We start from the raw sequence: 15,676 nt of genomic DNA, 5'->3' as shown, positions 1-15,676 counted from the left end.
GAAAAGTGTAAAGACAGAAAGTATGTAGATAGAATCAATGCATGTAGCAGGAGGAGATAAAAAAATGAAAAAAGAACTGAAAAAAGCAGGAGCTGTTATAGCAGCAGGAGTCATGTTACTTTCTCAGACACAGATGTTTTCTATCGGAGCAAAAGCAGACGAGACCGCAGAACCTATCACGATCCAGTTCTGGCACACCAGAGGTTCAGGAGCAAACTATGAGGTGGTTCAGCATGAAGTAGAAGAGTTCAACAACACCATCGGAAAAGAAAAAGGAATCACCGTGGAAGAAACTTTCATTGGAAACTACAACGACATTCTCGCCAAGACCCAGCTGGCAGTTCAGTCCGGGGAGGCTCCACAGGTTGTCGTATCCGGAAACACCTTTGTAAACTATCTTCTGGAGGACGGCGTGCTGGCAGATATGGCTCCGCTGGCAGAGGAGACCGGCTGGGACAGAAATAACATGCTGGATCCCTTTCAGGAGATCAACGGAAACACCGACGGAACCCTTTATTCCGTGCCTTATATCCGTTCCACTCCGCTGTTTTACTATAACAAGACCATGGCGGATGCAAAGGGACTGACTGCTCCCACCACCGTGGAGGAGATGGAAGAGTTCTGTAAAGCACTCTACGAGGAAGGTTCCGTGTCCGGTCTCTGCATAGGAAACGACTTCGGTTATCTCCAGGCAGCACACCTCTATCAGCTGGGTTCCGCTTACCTTGCAGACGACGGAAATTCTTCCCCGGCGCTGGAGGACGGAACCATGGAAAAGGTCCTTGGTGACTGGAGAAGCTGGGTTGACGAGGGCTGGTGCGAAGCCTACGATGCCACCGATGCAGGAACCGTCATGACCGAGGAATTTTCCCAGCAGAAGCTTGCGAGCATGATTGGAAGCTCCGGAATGCTGGCAACCCTGAGCCAGAATGCGAAGGACAACGGCTTTGAGCTGGGAGCCAGCCAGTATCCGACTTATGATGCCGAAAAACCGGTGGCAATGATCGGCGGCGGAAACGTCTGCATCATCTCCGAGGGCAATACTGACGAGCAGATTAAGGCTTCCTGGGAGTTCGTACAGTTCCTGATGAGCGATGAGGAAGTGACCTACAATACGATGCACACCGGTTATGTGCCCGTGACCAAATCTGTAGCTGATTACGAGGGGATGAAAGATTTCTGGAACGAAAATCCGCTGTACAAGGTCGCTTACGACCAGACCGCTACCGGACACTGCCAGGAGCAGCCCTACAGCCCGTACCTTCAGGACTTCATTCAGGCCTGCTGGGATGCCGTTTCTCTTTTGATCTGCGACCAGAGCATCGACGCGCAGGAAGCCGTTCAGCAGATTAAAGACACCAGCGCTGAGTTCTTTGGCTGAAGCCGAAAGAAATGAAGGTTGCGGCAGCCAGCCGCGGACAGCAGTCGGGGGCAAAGAAGTTTGCCCCCGAAATCTTTAAAAAGGGGAGCATAAATATGGCTGAAATAAAGTTGCATCATGTATCGAAAATTTTTAATCAGGTCCGCGTCATCGACAGTCTAGACCTGGTCATCCCTGACGGAAAATTTACCGTACTGGTAGGGCCTTCAGGCTGCGGAAAAACCACCCTTTTACGGATGATCGCAGGTCTGGGACCGGCTACTTCCGGGCAGGTTCTGATGGATGGGCAGGATATCACCGATCTTGACCCGGGAAAAAGAGACATCGCCATGGTTTTCCAGAATTATGCGATTTATCCCATGATGACCGTACGGGACAACATTGATTTCGGATTGAAAAACAGAAAAGTTCCAAAGGCAGAGCGTCAGCGGAGAATCGCCGAGGTGGCCAGAATGACCGGTCTTACGGAGCTTCTGGACCGGCGGCCCTCGACGCTTTCCGGCGGTCAGCGTCAGAGAATTGCTCTGGCCCGGGCCATGGTGAAGCAGCCGAAAGTTTTTCTCATGGATGAGCCGCTTTCCAATCTGGATGCCAAGCTCCGGAACTCCATGCGTTCCGAACTCATCGAGATGCATAAAAACCTGGGAACCACCTTTGTCTATGTGACCCACGATCAGGTGGAGGCCATGGCTATGGCGGATATGATCGTCCTCATCAATAAAGGGAAAATCATGCAGAAAGGAAATCCGAGAGAGCTTTATAACGATCCGGACAATACCTTTACCGCCCAGTTTATGGGAACGCCGCCCATGAATGTGTTTTCCTGCGACGGAAAGATCCAGATGGGCTTCCGGCCGGAGCGGGCAGAGCTTTCCAGGACGGAAAACGGAAAGGCTGTCTATCGGAGAAAAGCCCGGATCATCACCTGCGAGATGCTGGGAAGCGAGACCGTTTACAAAGTGGAGACCGGGGACGGTATCATGATGGTAAAAAGCCGCGAGTGCGAGTTTGAGGCCGGAGAGGAATGTCATCTTTCCGTTCCCGATGAGTTTGTCCTGTTTTTTGACGGGGAAGGACAGCGGATCCGCCTGGAAACAGAGGAGAACCGGGAGGCTTATCTTCGGAGAATCAGAGGTGAGTATCATGGATGAAGAAAGAAAGCGCCGGAACCGCAGGAAAAAATGGAAGGACTGGTTGGGTTCCTGGCTGATGATTCTGCCGGCCCTCTGCTTTCTCCTGGTGTTTACAATCTATCCGATGCTGAATATTGTCCGGCTCAGCTTTTTTAAGGGAAATGCGCTGAAGCCGCTGAAACAGTTTGTGGGGCTGGACAATTACCGGCAGCTCTTTTTTGTGAAAACAGATTTTCTGACCGCATTGAAAAACACGGGCTACTATACTATGATGGTGGTAGTGATACTTCTCACGCTGGCTCTTCTTTTTGCCCTCTGGATGAGGGCGGACCGGAAGATCAATGAGGTATCGCAGGTGCTGATTTTCACACCGCATCTGATTGCATCCATTTCCTGCGCCTTCATCTGGACCTGGCTCTACAACAAAAATGCTTATGGCTTATTCAATACGGTACTCGGCTGGTTTCACATCCCGCCCCAGAACTGGCTCAGCAGCTCCTCCATGGCGATGAACTGTGTCATCGCCGTGAATGTCTGGAAATCCATTGGTTATAACGCTCTGATCATTCTGGCGGCCTTAAAATCCATTCCCCAGGAGATTGACGAGGCAGCCATGCTGGATCAGGCGGGACCCTTACGGAAATTTTTCCGGATCACGCTGCCGATGCTGTCGCCGCAGCTGTTTCTCCTTCTCATTACGATCACGACGGGCTCCTTCAAAGTTTTTGATTCCATGCGGATCATGACAAACGGCGGTCCCGGGGACAGTACGAGAGTCTTGAGCATGTACATTTACGATTACGCGTTCCAGAGAAACAATACCCTGGGAATCGCTTCCGCCGCAGGCGTTGTCCTGATGGTGATCCTGATTCTGGTCACGGTGGTATATTTCAAATGTCTGGAGAGCAGGGTACATTACCAGTGAAGTGGAGGATAAGATGCTGAGAGAAAAATTGAGAAAATATCTTCCGAAGCTTCCGGGAGATGTGCTGAAGATCTTTGTAATTCTGCTGTTTGTCTTTCCATTTTACTGGATGGGAAGCACAGCTTTCAAAACTTATCAGGAGGCGATCCGGACGCCGCCTACGCTGATCCCTGAGGTGTTTACGCTGGGAAATCTGAAGGAAATTTTTACCGGTGCGGATAATATTCTTCGCTACGCCTGCAATTCCCTGATCATTACGGCGTCGGTGGTGGTGATTCAGGTGCTGGTCATGGTTCCGGCGGCCTATGCCTTTGCCACAAGGGAGTTCCCCTTTAAAAAAGCGCTGTTCGGCATTGTGCTGGTGGCTTTCATGATTCCGGAGCAGATTACCTACATCAGCGTGTACCTGATGTTTTCGAAGGCAAGGCTCATCGACACGCTTTTGCCCCAGATTCTGCCCTTCGGAGCCAACGCTTTCGGGATCTTTCTGCTTCGCCAGTCTTTCCGGCAGATCAATCCGGAAGTCTTCGAGGCGGCCCGGATGGACGATGCCGGGGAGTGGAAGATCATGCTGAAGGTGGCGCTGCCCATGTGTCGCTCCTCCCTGATCGCGACGATGATGTTTTCAGTCATCGGAATCTGGAACTCCTACTTCTGGCCGCTGGTCATGACGAACAGCGATAAATTCCGTCCGCTGACGCTTTATGTGGAAAAACTCAAGCAGGATGCGGAGCAGGGCTTGCAGTGGAATCTCATCATGGCGGGTAACCTGATTCTGGTTGTGCCGATACTGATTATCTACTGTTTTGGAAGCAAACAGATCATCAAAGCCTTTACTTACAATGGGATTAAGTGACAGGAGGGATTTTTTATGGGAAAACATGTGATTGTTATTTCTGAGGACGCGCTGATTTATGAAGATACGGCAACTCTGGAACAGCTGCCGGTCTTCGGTTCGATCTGGAAAAAGGCCGCCCGGGTGGAGCAGGTGCGGAGCATTTATCCGACCCTCACCTACCCCTGCCATACCACGATGATGACGGGCTGCTATCCGGATCGTCACGGCATCGTAAATAATGAACTCAGCAATGTGAAGGAGCTTTCTTCGGACTGGAACTGGTTCTATGATAAGGTAAAAGTTCCGTCGATTTTCGATCGGGCGAAGGAGAAAGGACTCTCCACGGCGGCTGTCTTCTGGCCGGTGACGGGAAACTGTTCTTCGATCGACTATCTCATCGATGAATACTGGCCCCAGAGCGAGACGGAGACGGCGCAGCATTGTTTCCGGGCCAGCGGAAGCTCTGAGGAGGTCGTGAAGAGCTGCATCGAGCCGAACCTCTGGATGCTCAAACACCGGATTCATCCCTACTGCGACGAATTTATCACCGCAAGTGCTTGTAGTATCATCCGGAATTACCAGCCGGATCTTCTGATGATTCATCCGGCAAACATCGACGGCTACCGCCACCAGACCGGCCTCTTCAGCCCGAAGGTGACGCACGGCCTCCACGAGATTGACAACTGGCTGGGCTGGCTCATCAAGGCGACTCAGGATGCGGGAACCTGCGAAGATACGGATTTTTTCATCGTCAGCGACCACGGCCAGATCAATATCGAGCGGGTGGTTTGCCCGAACGTGCTTCTGGCTGAGCGTGGCCTCATTACGCTGGGAGAAAATCATGAAGTCAAAGACTACACGGCCATGATTAAGTCCACCGGAGCCTCCGCCCAGGTTTTCCTTAAAGATCCTTCGGACCGGCAGGCCTGGGAGAAGACCTATGCGGTTTTGAAGGAACTCTGTGAGGCCGGCGTCTACGGCATCAGCCAGGTTTATACCACGGAAGAGATCCGGGAAAAAGAGCATCTGGCCGGGGATTTCTCCTTCGTGCTGGAGACCGACGGCTATACCTCATTCAGTGGAAGCTGGTACGGGCCGGTGGTCCGGGGCTTCGATACCTCCGATTACCGCTTCGGCCACGCCACCCACGGCCATCATCCGGACCGTGGTCCGTCGCCGACTCTCATCGCTTTCGGTCCTTCCATCAAAGAAGGCGCTGTCCTGAAAAACTGCCGGTTGGTGGATGAGGCCCCCACCTTTGCAGCGGCTCTTGGTTTTAACATGGAAGGGACAGACGGAAGAGTGCTTCATGAGATCCTGAAATAAGAAAGGATATTCCTTGCAGACCTCACTGGAATATGATACACTGTATGCAGTTTTGGGCAAATATCATACACAGGAGGAGAAAACAAATGGAAAAAGTTTACATTATGGAGCATCCGCTGATCCAGCACAAGATTTCAATGCTGAGAGACAAGAATACCGGAACCAACGAGTTTCGTAAGCTGGTGGAGGAGATCGCTGTTCTTATGGGCTACGAGGCGTTCCGCGATCTTCCGACCGAGGATGTGGAGATTGAGACTCCGATCGAGACCTGCAAGACTCCCTTTATCTCCGGTAAAAAACTGGCTGTCATTCCGGTGCTTCGTGCCGGCCTTGGAATGGTAAACGGTATTCTGACCCTGGTTCCGTCCGCAAAGGTTGGCCATGTGGGACTCTACCGTGATCCTGTGACCCATGAGCCTCACGAGTATTACTGCAAACTTCCTGAGTCCATCAACGAACGTATCAATGTCATCGTTGACCCGATGCTGGCAACCGGCGGTTCTGCCGAGGCAGCTGTGGACTATGTAAAGAAACAGGGCGGCCGCAACATCAAATTCATGTGCATCATCGCAGCTCCGGAAGGACTGAAGAGACTTCACGAGGCACATCCGGACATTCAGATCTACTGTGGTCATCTGGATCGCTGCCTGAATGAGCACGCATACATCTGCCCGGGTCTGGGCGATGCCGGAGACCGTATCTTCGGAACCAAATAAGACCATGGGATACAGAGCAGGAGAGGAAAAGGATCTTGAGGGTATCATGGCAGTTATCCATGATGCCCAGCGGACTATGGGAGAGGCCGGACTGGATCAGTGGCAGGACGGTTATCCGTCTGAAGAAATTATCCGTGATGACATCAGAAATGGAGAGAGCAGAGTCTGGGAGGAGGATGGAACGATCCTCGGCACCGCTATGCTTTCTTTCCGGGGAGAACCTAACTATGACCGGATCTATGACGGCGAGTGGAAGCTCGGCAACGTTTCCTATGCGACGATCCACCGGATTGCCGTGCTGTCTACGATCCGGAGACACGGAATTGCCGGAAAGCTTCTTGGGGCGATGGAAGAAGAGATCCGCGGAAACGGTTTTTCTGTGATCCGGATGGACACCCACCGGGATAATGTGCCTATGCAGACCTGGCTTGGAAGCCATGGCTTTGTCCACTGCGGAACCATTTTCCTTGGAAGAACCGACGAGACAAGAATGGCTTTTGAAAAAGCGCTTTCCTTAGAAAAATAAGAAAAGTATTTAAGACAGGCTGCGGAAGATTTTCCGCGGCCTGAACTGTTTCTGCAGAAAGGATGAAAGACATGGAAAAGAGAAACTTTCACCTCCGGATCGCGAAGCCGGAGGATGCGGAGGAAATTCTTAAAGTATATGCACCCTATGTGGAAAAGACTGCCATCACCTTTGAGTATGAAGTGCCCTCCGTGGAGGAATTTCGCGGAAGAATCGAGAACACGCTGCAGCATTATCCTTATCTGGTGGTGGAGGATGAGACCGGGATTCTGGGTTATGCCTACGCGGGCCGTTTTCAGACACGGGCGGCCTACGACTGGGCCGTGGAGACTTCAATTTACATCCGGATGGATCAGAAGCGTCGGGGCCTGGGCCGGATCCTCTATGATGCACTGGAGGAGGGCTTAAAAGAGCAGGGCATCTTAAACGTCAACGCCTGCATCGCCTGTACGGATCAGGAGGACGAGCACCTCACCAATGACAGCATCTATTTTCACAAGCATCTGGGCTATCGCCTGGTGGGAAAATTTTATCAGTGCGGCTATAAATTTCACCGCTGGTACGATATGGTCTGGATGGAGCAGATGATCGGGGAACACAAGGAAAATCAGGAACCGATCCGGTTGTTTCCCGAAATTTATATCAATTTTTTACACTGGCTTTCGAAAAGTGTGTAAGATATTTAATTGACATTTAATCTTTTTTTAAGTATATTAAACTTAATGACCCCAGGGCCGAAAGCTCAAAAAGCTTTTCGGGCTTGCACGAAAACGCTATACTAGGGGGTTAAAGCAAAACGTATATTGTATGAGAGGAGATTACAAATGTCAGTTTCTTACGAAAAAGAGAAAAAAATCTTCCGTCTGGATACGGAAAACAGTACCTATCTCATCGGCCTTACCACCGAGGGCTATGTGGGCCACATTTACTACGGCGACCGCCTGGAAGGAGAAGTGGAGAATTATCTGCTTCGCATCGATGAGCATCCCTTCACTCCCAGCGTGGTAAAAAGAGAGAAATCATCCTTCCTGGACCGTTTCCCGACCGAATACCCCACCGGCGGTGTCGGCGATTTCCGGGAGAGCTGCCTCAATGTCCGCAATGCCGACGGACGCCGGGGCTGCGAGATCTTCTATGAAGGCCACGAGATCTACAAAGGAAAGAAAAAACTCGAGGGGCTGCCCGCCTCCTTTGGAACCGAGGAAGAAGTGGAGACGCTGGATCTGATCTTAAAAGACCCGATCCTGGGCCTCAAGGTGATCCTGAGCTATTCCATTTTTGAAAAAGAGGACATTATCGCGAGAAGCGTCCGCCTGATAAACGAGGGCAGCGAGACGCTGAAAGTGGAAAAAGTTTACAGCGCCTGCGTGGATATGGACAACGAAGATTTCGAGATGCTGAGTCTTCACGGTTCCTGGGCGAGAGAGCGTCACATCCAGACCCGGCCGCTGGCTTACGGAAAACAGCTGGTATCTTCCTTCCGCGGAGAGTCCGGCCATCAGGAGCATCCCTTCATCGCTCTTCTGACACCGGGAACCAACCAGAAGAGCGGAAAGGTTTACGGCATGCATTTCGTTTATTCCGGAAACTTCGTGGCTCAGGCCGAGCGCTGCCAGTTTGATACGGTTCGTATGACTATGGGCATCAGTCCGGAGGATTTCTGCTGGCCGCTGGCTTCCGGAGAGGCTTTCCAGGCTCCGGAGGTCATTCTCACCTATTCCGGAGCCGGTCTTGGAAAAATGACCAGAAGCTACCAGAAATTTTACCGGAACCATATGATTCGCAGCCCCTACAACCACAAGAAACGCCCCATCCTGATCAACAACTGGGAGGCCACTTACTTTGATTTCAATACCGACAAGCTTCTTTCCATCGCCCGTCAGGCGAAAGCATGCGGCATCGAGATGCTGGTTATGGACGACGGCTGGTTCGGAAAGAGAAACAGCGACAACTGCTCCTTAGGCGACTGGACTGTCAACACCGAGAAGATCACCGGCGGTCTCAAACATCTGGTGGACGAGGTCAATAAGATTGGCCTGGCCTTCGGTATCTGGTTTGAACCGGAAATGATCTCCCCGGATTCCGAGCTTTACCGGAAGCATCCGGACTGGGCAATCCAGATCCAGGGAAGAGAGGCGACAGAGTGCCGTCAGCAGTACGTTCTCGACCTTTCCCGTCCGGAAGTGCGCGATTATGCCTACGAGTGCGTGGCTTCGATCTTAAGAAGCGCCAACATCGTCTATGTAAAATGGGATATGAACCGCCAGCTCTGCGACCTCGGCAGCTCTTATCTCGATAAAGAGCATCAGCAGGAGCTTTATCACCGGTATGTGCTGGGCGTTTACGAGATGCAGGAGCGGCTGGTACAGGAATTCCCGAACCTGCTTCTGGAGAACTGCTCCGGCGGCGGAGCCCGTTTTGATCCGGGTATGCTCTACTACAGCCCCCAGATCTGGTGCTCCGACGACACCGATGCTATCGAGCGGCTGGAGATTCAGGAAGGAACGGCTCTCATTTATCCGCTGTCCGCTATGGGCGCTCATGTCAGCGACTGCCCGAACCACACCGTTGGCCGTGTGACGCCGTTTGAGACCAGAGGCCATGTGGCCCTTGCCGGAACTTTCGGCTATGAGCTTGATGTGACCCGGATCCCGGAGGAAGACCGGAAGATGATTCCGGCCCAGGTGGAAATGTACCATAAATATCACGATCTGGTACGGGAGGGCGACTACTATCGCATCGCTTCCTATCGGGAGAATCATCTCTACGACTGCTGGACTGTGGCTGCCGGGGATAAGAGTGAGGTGCTTGTGACCTATGTGCAGGTGCTCGGTGTCCCCAATCCGATTACAAGAAAAATTTATCTGGACGGTTTCGACGAGAAAGCGACCTACCGTCTGGAGGGAACCGAGGAGGTTTATACCGGTTCCATGCTGATGAAGGCTGGCTTCCTGATCCGCGGACTTCACGGAGATTTCAAGAGTAAGCTGTATCATTTCGTAAGAGTATAAAAAACTGTATTTACGGGGGAGAACATTTGCCTGGCGGAGAGGAAACTTTCCGGCAGGCACAAACTGCGTAGGGAGGTATTACAAATGGCGAAAGTCAGACTGGCGGATATTGCCGCCCAGATCGGGGTGAGCACGGTAACGGTGCATAACGCCCTGACCGGACAGAAAGGCGTCAGCAATGAGCTGAGGGCCAGAATACAGAAAGTAGCGGGAGAGATGGGGTACCGGCCGGTCTCCGCGGCCAGAAGACAGGAGCGGAGCCGGATGCTGAAAAGCATTGGCGTTCTGATCCACGAGAAATACCTGGCGGAGTATACGACTTTCTATTGGAAAATGTATCAGGAGCTGGCTCTGGTGGCCACGGACAAAAACTGTATGGCCGTTGTGGAGATCTTAAAGCACGACATGGAGGATCACCTGCTCCTTCCCAGGATGGTGGAGGAAAATCAGGTGGAAGGCCTCATCGTCATGGGAGAGATCAGCAAAGATTACATTCATTTCATGAAGGAGCAGACGAAGCTTCCGATCATTTTCCTGGATTTTTACGATAAGGAGCTGTCGGAAGATTCGGTGATTGCCGACAATTTCTATGGGATGTACCTTCTGACAGAGTATCTTTTTGAACGGGGATACCAGAAGCTCGCCTATGTGGGCAGCATCCACCGGACCAGCAGCATCATGGACCGCTACTGCGGTTTCTATAAGGCGCTGCTGGAGCACGGGGAAGAACTTCCGGCGGAGTGGCTGATCGAGGACCGCGACCGGACCGGAAATGTGGAATTTTCCGTACCTGAGAAGCTTCCCGAGGCCTTTGTCTGCAACTGTGATCTGACGGCGGGAATCCTCATGATGAAGCTGGAAGAGATGGGCTACAAGATCCCCGGGGATGTGGCGGTCATCGGTTTCGATAACTTCCTCTACCCCGGTTTCCCGGATAAAAAGATCACGACGTATGAGGTAAATACCAGGGCGATGGTAAAGATCGCTCTGGAGAAGGTTATGAAACGACTGAAGAATCCTTCTTCCGGAAGGGGACTGAACGTTGTTTCCGGTCAGATCATAGAGAAAGAAAGTGTAGGAAACCTATCGCACGGAAATAAATGAAAAATACTGCCTGTGAAAAAGGAGAAATCTTTTTTCACAGGCAGTATTTTTTTGTCGATTTTAGAAAAACAACTTTATTGGTTAAGTAAAAAGAAACCAGTGATTAAGCAGTGAAAAACGATGGAAAACAATAAGATTCATTGTAAGATTTACATAAAAAAAGAACTTAAAATTTTCACACAAGTAACAGAGATACTTTTTTAAGTAAAAATAACTTGAAAATTAAGTCAAACATGCTAGAATAAAATTAACTTAAAAATAAACATCAGAAAGAACAAAAAAATTAAAAAAACTTAAAACGGAGGGGGCAATTTTCTTCCCATCAGCGGTTCCTTAAGCGCCTTCGAGCCGCCTTACGTTATCACCAACGGTACCATGGGAACCGGTACTTATTTCGTAATCATGAACCGTCTGGCCCACGAGAACCAGAAAGTTGGTCTGGCCTGCGCCATGGCCATCGTTCTTCTGGTGATCATCGTGATCTGCACCGTGGCCCAGAAACTGTTCTTCAAATATGCCTTATTTTCCTGCAGTTCTTTGAAAATCTGCCGGTATCTCTGGACGAGTCGGCTATCATGGATGGCTGTATGTATTTCGGTGTATTTTTCAAGATCCTGTTTCCGCTGTTAAAACCGGCCATCGTGACTTCTCTGGTACTGAAAGGTGTGGGTGTTTACAACGAGTACTACATGTCCAACCTGTATCTGCAGAACGAGGATCTGAAGACCATTTCCACCGCCCTCTATAAATTTACGGGCCCTTACGGAAACCAGTACAACTACATCTGTGCCGGCGTGCTGATCACGATCATTCCGATCTTCGTGCTGTTCCTGATCTTCCAGGAGCAGGTATACAGCGGCATGGCAGCAGGTGCAGTAAAGGGCTGATTTGAAAAATGACAAGAGCAAAGGAGAATAGAGAAATGAGCGAGGTAAAAATTTTAGGGGCATCCGTACCCAACGTACCCTGGCAGGAAGGCCCGAAGGAGTTTCACGGCGCACCGGTCTGGCGTTACAGTGAAAATCCGGTCATCGGCAGAAATCCCATCCAGTTCTGTTTTCCAGAAAGATCAACGGCAATTTTGTGATGCTTTCCCGTCCCAGCGACAGCGGCCATACGCCCTTCGGAGACATTTTTCTTTCCGAGAGCCCGGATATGACCTACTGGGGAAAACACCGTCATGTCATGGGAAAGAGCAGTGAGTGGTGGGAGTCTTTAAAGATCGGCGGAGGTGCCGCTCCGATTGAGACAACAGAGGGCTGGCTTCTTTTCTACCATGGTGTGAGTGGAACCTGCAATGGTTACGTTTACAGCATTGGCGGAGCGATCCTGGATATCGACAATCCATCCATCGTGAAATACCGCTGCCAGAACTTTCTTCTGACACCGGAGGACTGGTATGAGGAGAGAGGCTTCGTTCCCAATGTGACCTTCCCCTGCGCGACGATTCATGACGCAGAGAGCGGAAAAATTGCCATCTACTACGGCGCGGCTGACACCTATGTGGGTCTTGCATTTACCACGGTGAATCAGATCGTTGCCTATATCAAAGAAAACAGTGTAGTCAGAGCCGATGATACGGAGATCGGCAAAAGGTAGGGGGTTCATATGAATACGTTTGTTCAGGAAATCGAAGAGCATCTGAAAACTAGGCTCATCCCCTTCTGGGAGAGCTTAAAGGACCAGAAGTACGGCGGCTATTACGGCTGGCTCGGCTATGATCTGAAGCTTGACAAAGAGTATGAAAAAGGCTGCATTTTAAACAGCCGGATTCTCTGGTTTTTCTCCAGCGCCTATGAGCTTCTCAAGGAGAAAAATTTAAAAGAGGATGCAGATCATGCCTATGAGTTTCTGAAAAATTACTGTATCGACCGGGAGTACGGCGGTGTGTTCTGGTCTGTGACCTATGACGGAAAACCGAAGGATACCACGAAACATACTTACAACCAGGCGTTTGCGATCTATGCACTTTCTTCTTATTATAATGCGACCGGATGCAAGGACGCCCTCGATATCGCGAGAGGCCTGCAGCTCATCATCGAGGAAAAAATGACCGACGAGTACGGTTATCTCGAAGCTTTCACCCGGGATTTCAGGCCCGAGAGCAACGAAAAGCTTTCCGAGAACGGTGTACTGGCGGAGAAGACGATGAACACGCTGCTTCATGTGTTTGAGGCCTATACGGAATTTTACCGTGTGACGAAAGATCCCTTCACGGGAGAGAGACTCCGCTTTATGATGGATCTTTTCGCAGATAAAGTTTATAACCGGGAGCTGAAACGGCAGGAGGTCTTTTTCGATCGGACCTGGAACAGCCTGATCGACCTTTATTCCTACGGCCATGATATTGAGACTTCCTGGCTGATGGACAGAGGCCTGGAGGTACTGGCTGATCCGGCTTACACGGAGAAGTTGGCGCCGATTACGGAGGAAATTGCGGAGGCCATCTATGAGAAGGCCTATGTAAACCATTCCCTCATGAACGAGGCGGAAAAAGGCGTGGACGATACCACCCGGGTCTGGTGGATTCAGGCGGAGACGGTGGTGGGCTTTATCAACGCCTGGCAGAAAAAGCCCGGGGAGAAAAAGTTCCTTCAGGCTGCTGAGGATGTGTGGGAGTACATCAGGAAATATCTCGTCGATCCCAGAGAGGGTTCCGAGTGGTTCTGGTGCGTGGAGGCGGACGGAACGCCGATTCATAAACCAATTGTAGAGCCCTGGAAATGCCCGTATCATAACGGAAGAATGTGTATGGAAGTGATCAGGAGGATGAGCGATGCTTCATAAACAGTATTATGTGGAAAAGGCAAAGGTGGACAAGCTTGTTGCCAGAAAAAATCAGAAGAGTGATTTTTATAATGGAATTTATGACCGGTATCAGTATCCGGTCCTGACCCGGGAGTTTGCACCGGTGCACTGGAGATATGACCTCAATGAGGAAACCAACCCGTATTTTGAAGAGCGTCTGGGCATCAACGCCGTGATGAACTCCGGAGCCATTGAGCTCAACGGAAAATATTATCTGGTGGTTCGTGTGGAAGGAAATGACCGGAAATCCTTCTTTGCGGTGGCAGAAAGTGACAATGGCATCGATGGCTTCCACTTCTGGGATTATCCGGTGGTTCTGCCGGACACCTGCCCGGAGGAGACCAATGTCTACGATATGCGTCTGACCAAGCATGAGGACGGCTGGATCTACGGCGTGTTCTGCTCCGAGAGCAAGGACACCACGAATCCGGATCTCTCCGCCGCAGTGGCTCAGGCCGGCATCGTCCGTACCCATGACCTCCAGAACTGGGAGAGACTGGACAATCTCAAGACCTTACGGTCCCCGCAGCAGAGAAACGTGGTGCTTCACCCGGAGTTTGTGGACGGCAAATACGCCTTCTATACCCGCCCGATGGACGGTTTCATCGAAACCGGAAGCGGCGGAGGAATTGGCTTTGGCCTCTGCGATGACATCGAGCATGCGGTTATCGACGAGGAGAAGATCATCAGCCGCAGAGTTTATCATACGCTGACCGAGTCCAAGAACGGAGCAGGAGCAGTTCCTTTCAAAGGAAAGAAATACTGGATTCACATCGCCCATGGCGTAAGGAATACGGCAGCAGGACTGAGATATGTGCTGTATGCGTTTGGAACGGATTTGAAAGATCCCTCTAAAGTCATTGCGGAGCCGTCAGGGGTGTTCCTGGTACCGCTGGGAAATGAGAGAGTCGGCGACGTGTCCAATGTGGTGTTCACCAATGGGGCGATCGCGAGAGAGAATGGGGATGTGTATATCTATTATGCATCCTGTGATACAAGAATGCATGTGGCGACGACTACAGTGGATAAACTGGAGGATTATCTGTTTAACACGCCGCGGGATCCGCATCGGTCACCGGATTGTGTGAAGCAGAGGTGTGAGTTGATTCAGAAGAATTTGGAGATTCTGGCTGAATCAAAGTAAAGATTCTATAGGGTGGCTTGTGGTAAGCCACTGGGAAACCTTGCAAGGGGGAAAACCATCGGAGTTGCGCAAGTCCTGGTTTTCCCCCTTGCAGCCCCCTTTCTAGGGCACGCAGAAAATAGGGGGCTTACGTCAGACTGGGAGTGCGTGAAATGACGGTGAGATTTTGACTTGTTTTGAAGGTTTTAGAGTTTGCGGTCAATTGATTTGGATGAACATTTGACTTGATTTTGCATTTTTGGGGATTGTGGTCATGTGTTTTTGGTGGCTTGATTGACTTGATTTGGAGTTTTGGGATTTATGGTCATGTATTTTTGGGATTTTGATTGACTTGATTTGGAGTTTTGGGATTTATGGTCATGTATTTTTAGGGTTTTGATTGACTTGATTTGGAGTTTGGGAATTTACAGTCAAAAATTTACCGGGTTTTTTTGACTGTATTTGGGATTTTTGGATTTGCAGTCAACAGAGTTCTCTGTTTTTAATGACTTATATTGAAATTTTACAATATGAAGTCAATCTATATCTTTGTTTTTGTTGGTTTATTTTGATTTTTTGCAATATATAGTCAACTTAAGCCAGCAGTATGTGTAACATCTCCCGGTTTTGCTTTCACCATGAGACACCACCCACCATATCATCGTGCATTTCCAGTATGACGTAAGCCCCTTATTTTCTAGCGTGCCCTGGAAGGGGGAGCTCGAGGGGGAAACCAGGACTGGCGCAACTCTGATGGTTTCCCCCTCGTTATTTTTTCTACGCTT

General features: G+C 50.5%; 12 protein-coding genes and 3 pseudogenes. All 15 read left to right on the top strand.

The window, feature by feature from the left end; all coding sequences use genetic code 11:
* Positions 1-64: 64 nt before the first annotated feature.
* The 15 genes and pseudogenes from LKD71_RS06255 to LKD71_RS06185 all read left to right on the top strand — a co-directional run bounded on the left by LKD71_RS06255 (position 65) and on the right by LKD71_RS06185 (position 14,912).
* Entirely contained in the window at positions 65-1,381 is a 1,317-nt protein-coding gene (locus LKD71_RS06255) for an extracellular solute-binding protein (RefSeq protein ID WP_227614762.1), read from the top strand.
* 95 nt (positions 1,382-1,476) lie between these two features.
* Entirely contained in the window at positions 1,477-2,532 is a 1,056-nt protein-coding gene (locus LKD71_RS06250; protein WP_227614761.1) for an ABC transporter ATP-binding protein, read from the top strand.
* Positions 2,525-3,439, top strand: a complete 915-nt coding sequence (locus tag LKD71_RS06245) for a carbohydrate ABC transporter permease (RefSeq protein ID WP_227614760.1) — start codon at positions 2,525-2,527, stop codon at positions 3,437-3,439. The genes LKD71_RS06250 and LKD71_RS06245 overlap by 8 nt, the downstream gene beginning before the upstream one ends.
* A 13-nt stretch (positions 3,440-3,452) precedes the next feature.
* A complete protein-coding gene (locus LKD71_RS06240; RefSeq protein WP_227614759.1) occupies positions 3,453-4,295 on the top strand; it encodes a carbohydrate ABC transporter permease in 843 nt (280 codons plus the stop codon).
* A 15-nt stretch (positions 4,296-4,310) separates the two neighbouring features.
* Positions 4,311-5,603, top strand: coding sequence for an alkaline phosphatase family protein (locus LKD71_RS06235; protein WP_227614758.1), 1,293 nt, complete (start codon positions 4,311-4,313; stop codon positions 5,601-5,603).
* Between the two features lie 86 nt (positions 5,604-5,689).
* Positions 5,690-6,319, top strand: coding sequence for a uracil phosphoribosyltransferase (upp, locus tag LKD71_RS06230; RefSeq protein ID WP_178045181.1), 630 nt, complete (start codon positions 5,690-5,692; stop codon positions 6,317-6,319).
* Positions 6,255-6,845: a GNAT family N-acetyltransferase gene (locus tag LKD71_RS06225; protein WP_227614757.1), complete on the top strand. Its 591-nt coding sequence runs from the start codon at positions 6,255-6,257 to the stop codon at positions 6,843-6,845. Before upp ends, LKD71_RS06225 begins: the two co-directional genes overlap by 65 nt.
* Before the next feature lie 71 nt (positions 6,846-6,916).
* Entirely contained in the window at positions 6,917-7,522 is a 606-nt protein-coding gene (locus LKD71_RS06220) for a GNAT family N-acetyltransferase (RefSeq protein WP_227614756.1), read from the top strand.
* A gap of 147 nt (positions 7,523-7,669) precedes the next feature.
* Positions 7,670-9,856 carry an alpha-galactosidase gene (locus LKD71_RS06215; RefSeq protein ID WP_227614755.1) on the top strand — a complete coding sequence of 729 codons (2,187 nt, stop codon included), beginning with the start codon at positions 7,670-7,672 and terminating at the stop codon, positions 9,854-9,856.
* Positions 9,857-9,940: 84 nt separating this feature from the next.
* Positions 9,941-10,960, top strand: a complete 1,020-nt coding sequence (locus tag LKD71_RS06210) for a LacI family DNA-binding transcriptional regulator (protein WP_227614754.1) — start codon at positions 9,941-9,943, stop codon at positions 10,958-10,960.
* 315 nt (positions 10,961-11,275) lie between these two features.
* Positions 11,276-11,590: pseudogene (locus tag LKD71_RS06205) on the top strand (hypothetical protein); the annotation flags it as partial.
* A pseudogene (locus LKD71_RS06200) lies at positions 11,482-11,847 on the top strand (carbohydrate ABC transporter permease); the annotation flags it as partial. The pseudogenes LKD71_RS06205 and LKD71_RS06200, both read left to right, overlap by 109 nt.
* A gap of 35 nt (positions 11,848-11,882) precedes the next feature.
* Positions 11,883-12,559, top strand: a pseudogene (locus LKD71_RS06195) (glycoside hydrolase family 130 protein).
* Between the two features lie 9 nt (positions 12,560-12,568).
* Positions 12,569-13,747 carry an AGE family epimerase/isomerase gene (locus LKD71_RS06190; protein WP_227614753.1) on the top strand — a complete coding sequence of 393 codons (1,179 nt, stop codon included), beginning with the start codon at positions 12,569-12,571 and terminating at the stop codon, positions 13,745-13,747.
* Entirely contained in the window at positions 13,737-14,912 is a 1,176-nt protein-coding gene (locus tag LKD71_RS06185) for a glycoside hydrolase family 130 protein (RefSeq protein ID WP_227614752.1), read from the top strand. Before LKD71_RS06190 ends, LKD71_RS06185 begins: the two co-directional genes overlap by 11 nt.
* Positions 14,913-15,676 lie beyond the last annotated feature (764 nt).

The organism is Fusicatenibacter faecihominis, from assembly GCF_020686945.1.
GTDB lineage: Bacteria > Bacillota > Clostridia > Lachnospirales > Lachnospiraceae > Limivivens > Limivivens faecihominis.
Note: the sequence above shows the minus strand (reverse complement) of the source record. Positions and strands in the feature narration are given on the sequence as shown.

What these genes read in the sequence shown, in the direction of transcription:
- LKD71_RS06245 (WP_227614760.1), top strand. Translation starts at nt 2,525, where the DNA reads ATGGATGAAGAAAGAAAGCGCCGGAACCGCAGGAAAAAATGGAAGGAC.
- LKD71_RS06190 (WP_227614753.1), top strand. Translation starts at nt 12,569, where the DNA reads ATGAATACGTTTGTTCAGGAAATCGAAGAGCATCTGAAAACTAGGCTC.
- LKD71_RS06185 (WP_227614752.1), top strand. Translation starts at nt 13,737, where the DNA reads ATGCTTCATAAACAGTATTATGTGGAAAAGGCAAAGGTGGACAAGCTT.
- LKD71_RS06220 (WP_227614756.1), top strand. Translation starts at nt 6,917, where the DNA reads ATGGAAAAGAGAAACTTTCACCTCCGGATCGCGAAGCCGGAGGATGCG.
- LKD71_RS06250 (WP_227614761.1), top strand. Translation starts at nt 1,477, where the DNA reads ATGGCTGAAATAAAGTTGCATCATGTATCGAAAATTTTTAATCAGGTC.
- LKD71_RS06225 (WP_227614757.1), top strand. Translation starts at nt 6,255, where the DNA reads ATGAGCACGCATACATCTGCCCGGGTCTGGGCGATGCCGGAGACCGTA.
- upp (WP_178045181.1), top strand. Translation starts at nt 5,690, where the DNA reads ATGGAAAAAGTTTACATTATGGAGCATCCGCTGATCCAGCACAAGATT.
- LKD71_RS06215 (WP_227614755.1), top strand. Translation starts at nt 7,670, where the DNA reads ATGTCAGTTTCTTACGAAAAAGAGAAAAAAATCTTCCGTCTGGATACG.
- LKD71_RS06240 (WP_227614759.1), top strand. Translation starts at nt 3,453, where the DNA reads ATGCTGAGAGAAAAATTGAGAAAATATCTTCCGAAGCTTCCGGGAGAT.
- LKD71_RS06210 (WP_227614754.1), top strand. Translation starts at nt 9,941, where the DNA reads ATGGCGAAAGTCAGACTGGCGGATATTGCCGCCCAGATCGGGGTGAGC.
- LKD71_RS06235 (WP_227614758.1), top strand. Translation starts at nt 4,311, where the DNA reads ATGGGAAAACATGTGATTGTTATTTCTGAGGACGCGCTGATTTATGAA.
- LKD71_RS06255 (WP_227614762.1), top strand. Translation starts at nt 65, where the DNA reads ATGAAAAAAGAACTGAAAAAAGCAGGAGCTGTTATAGCAGCAGGAGTC.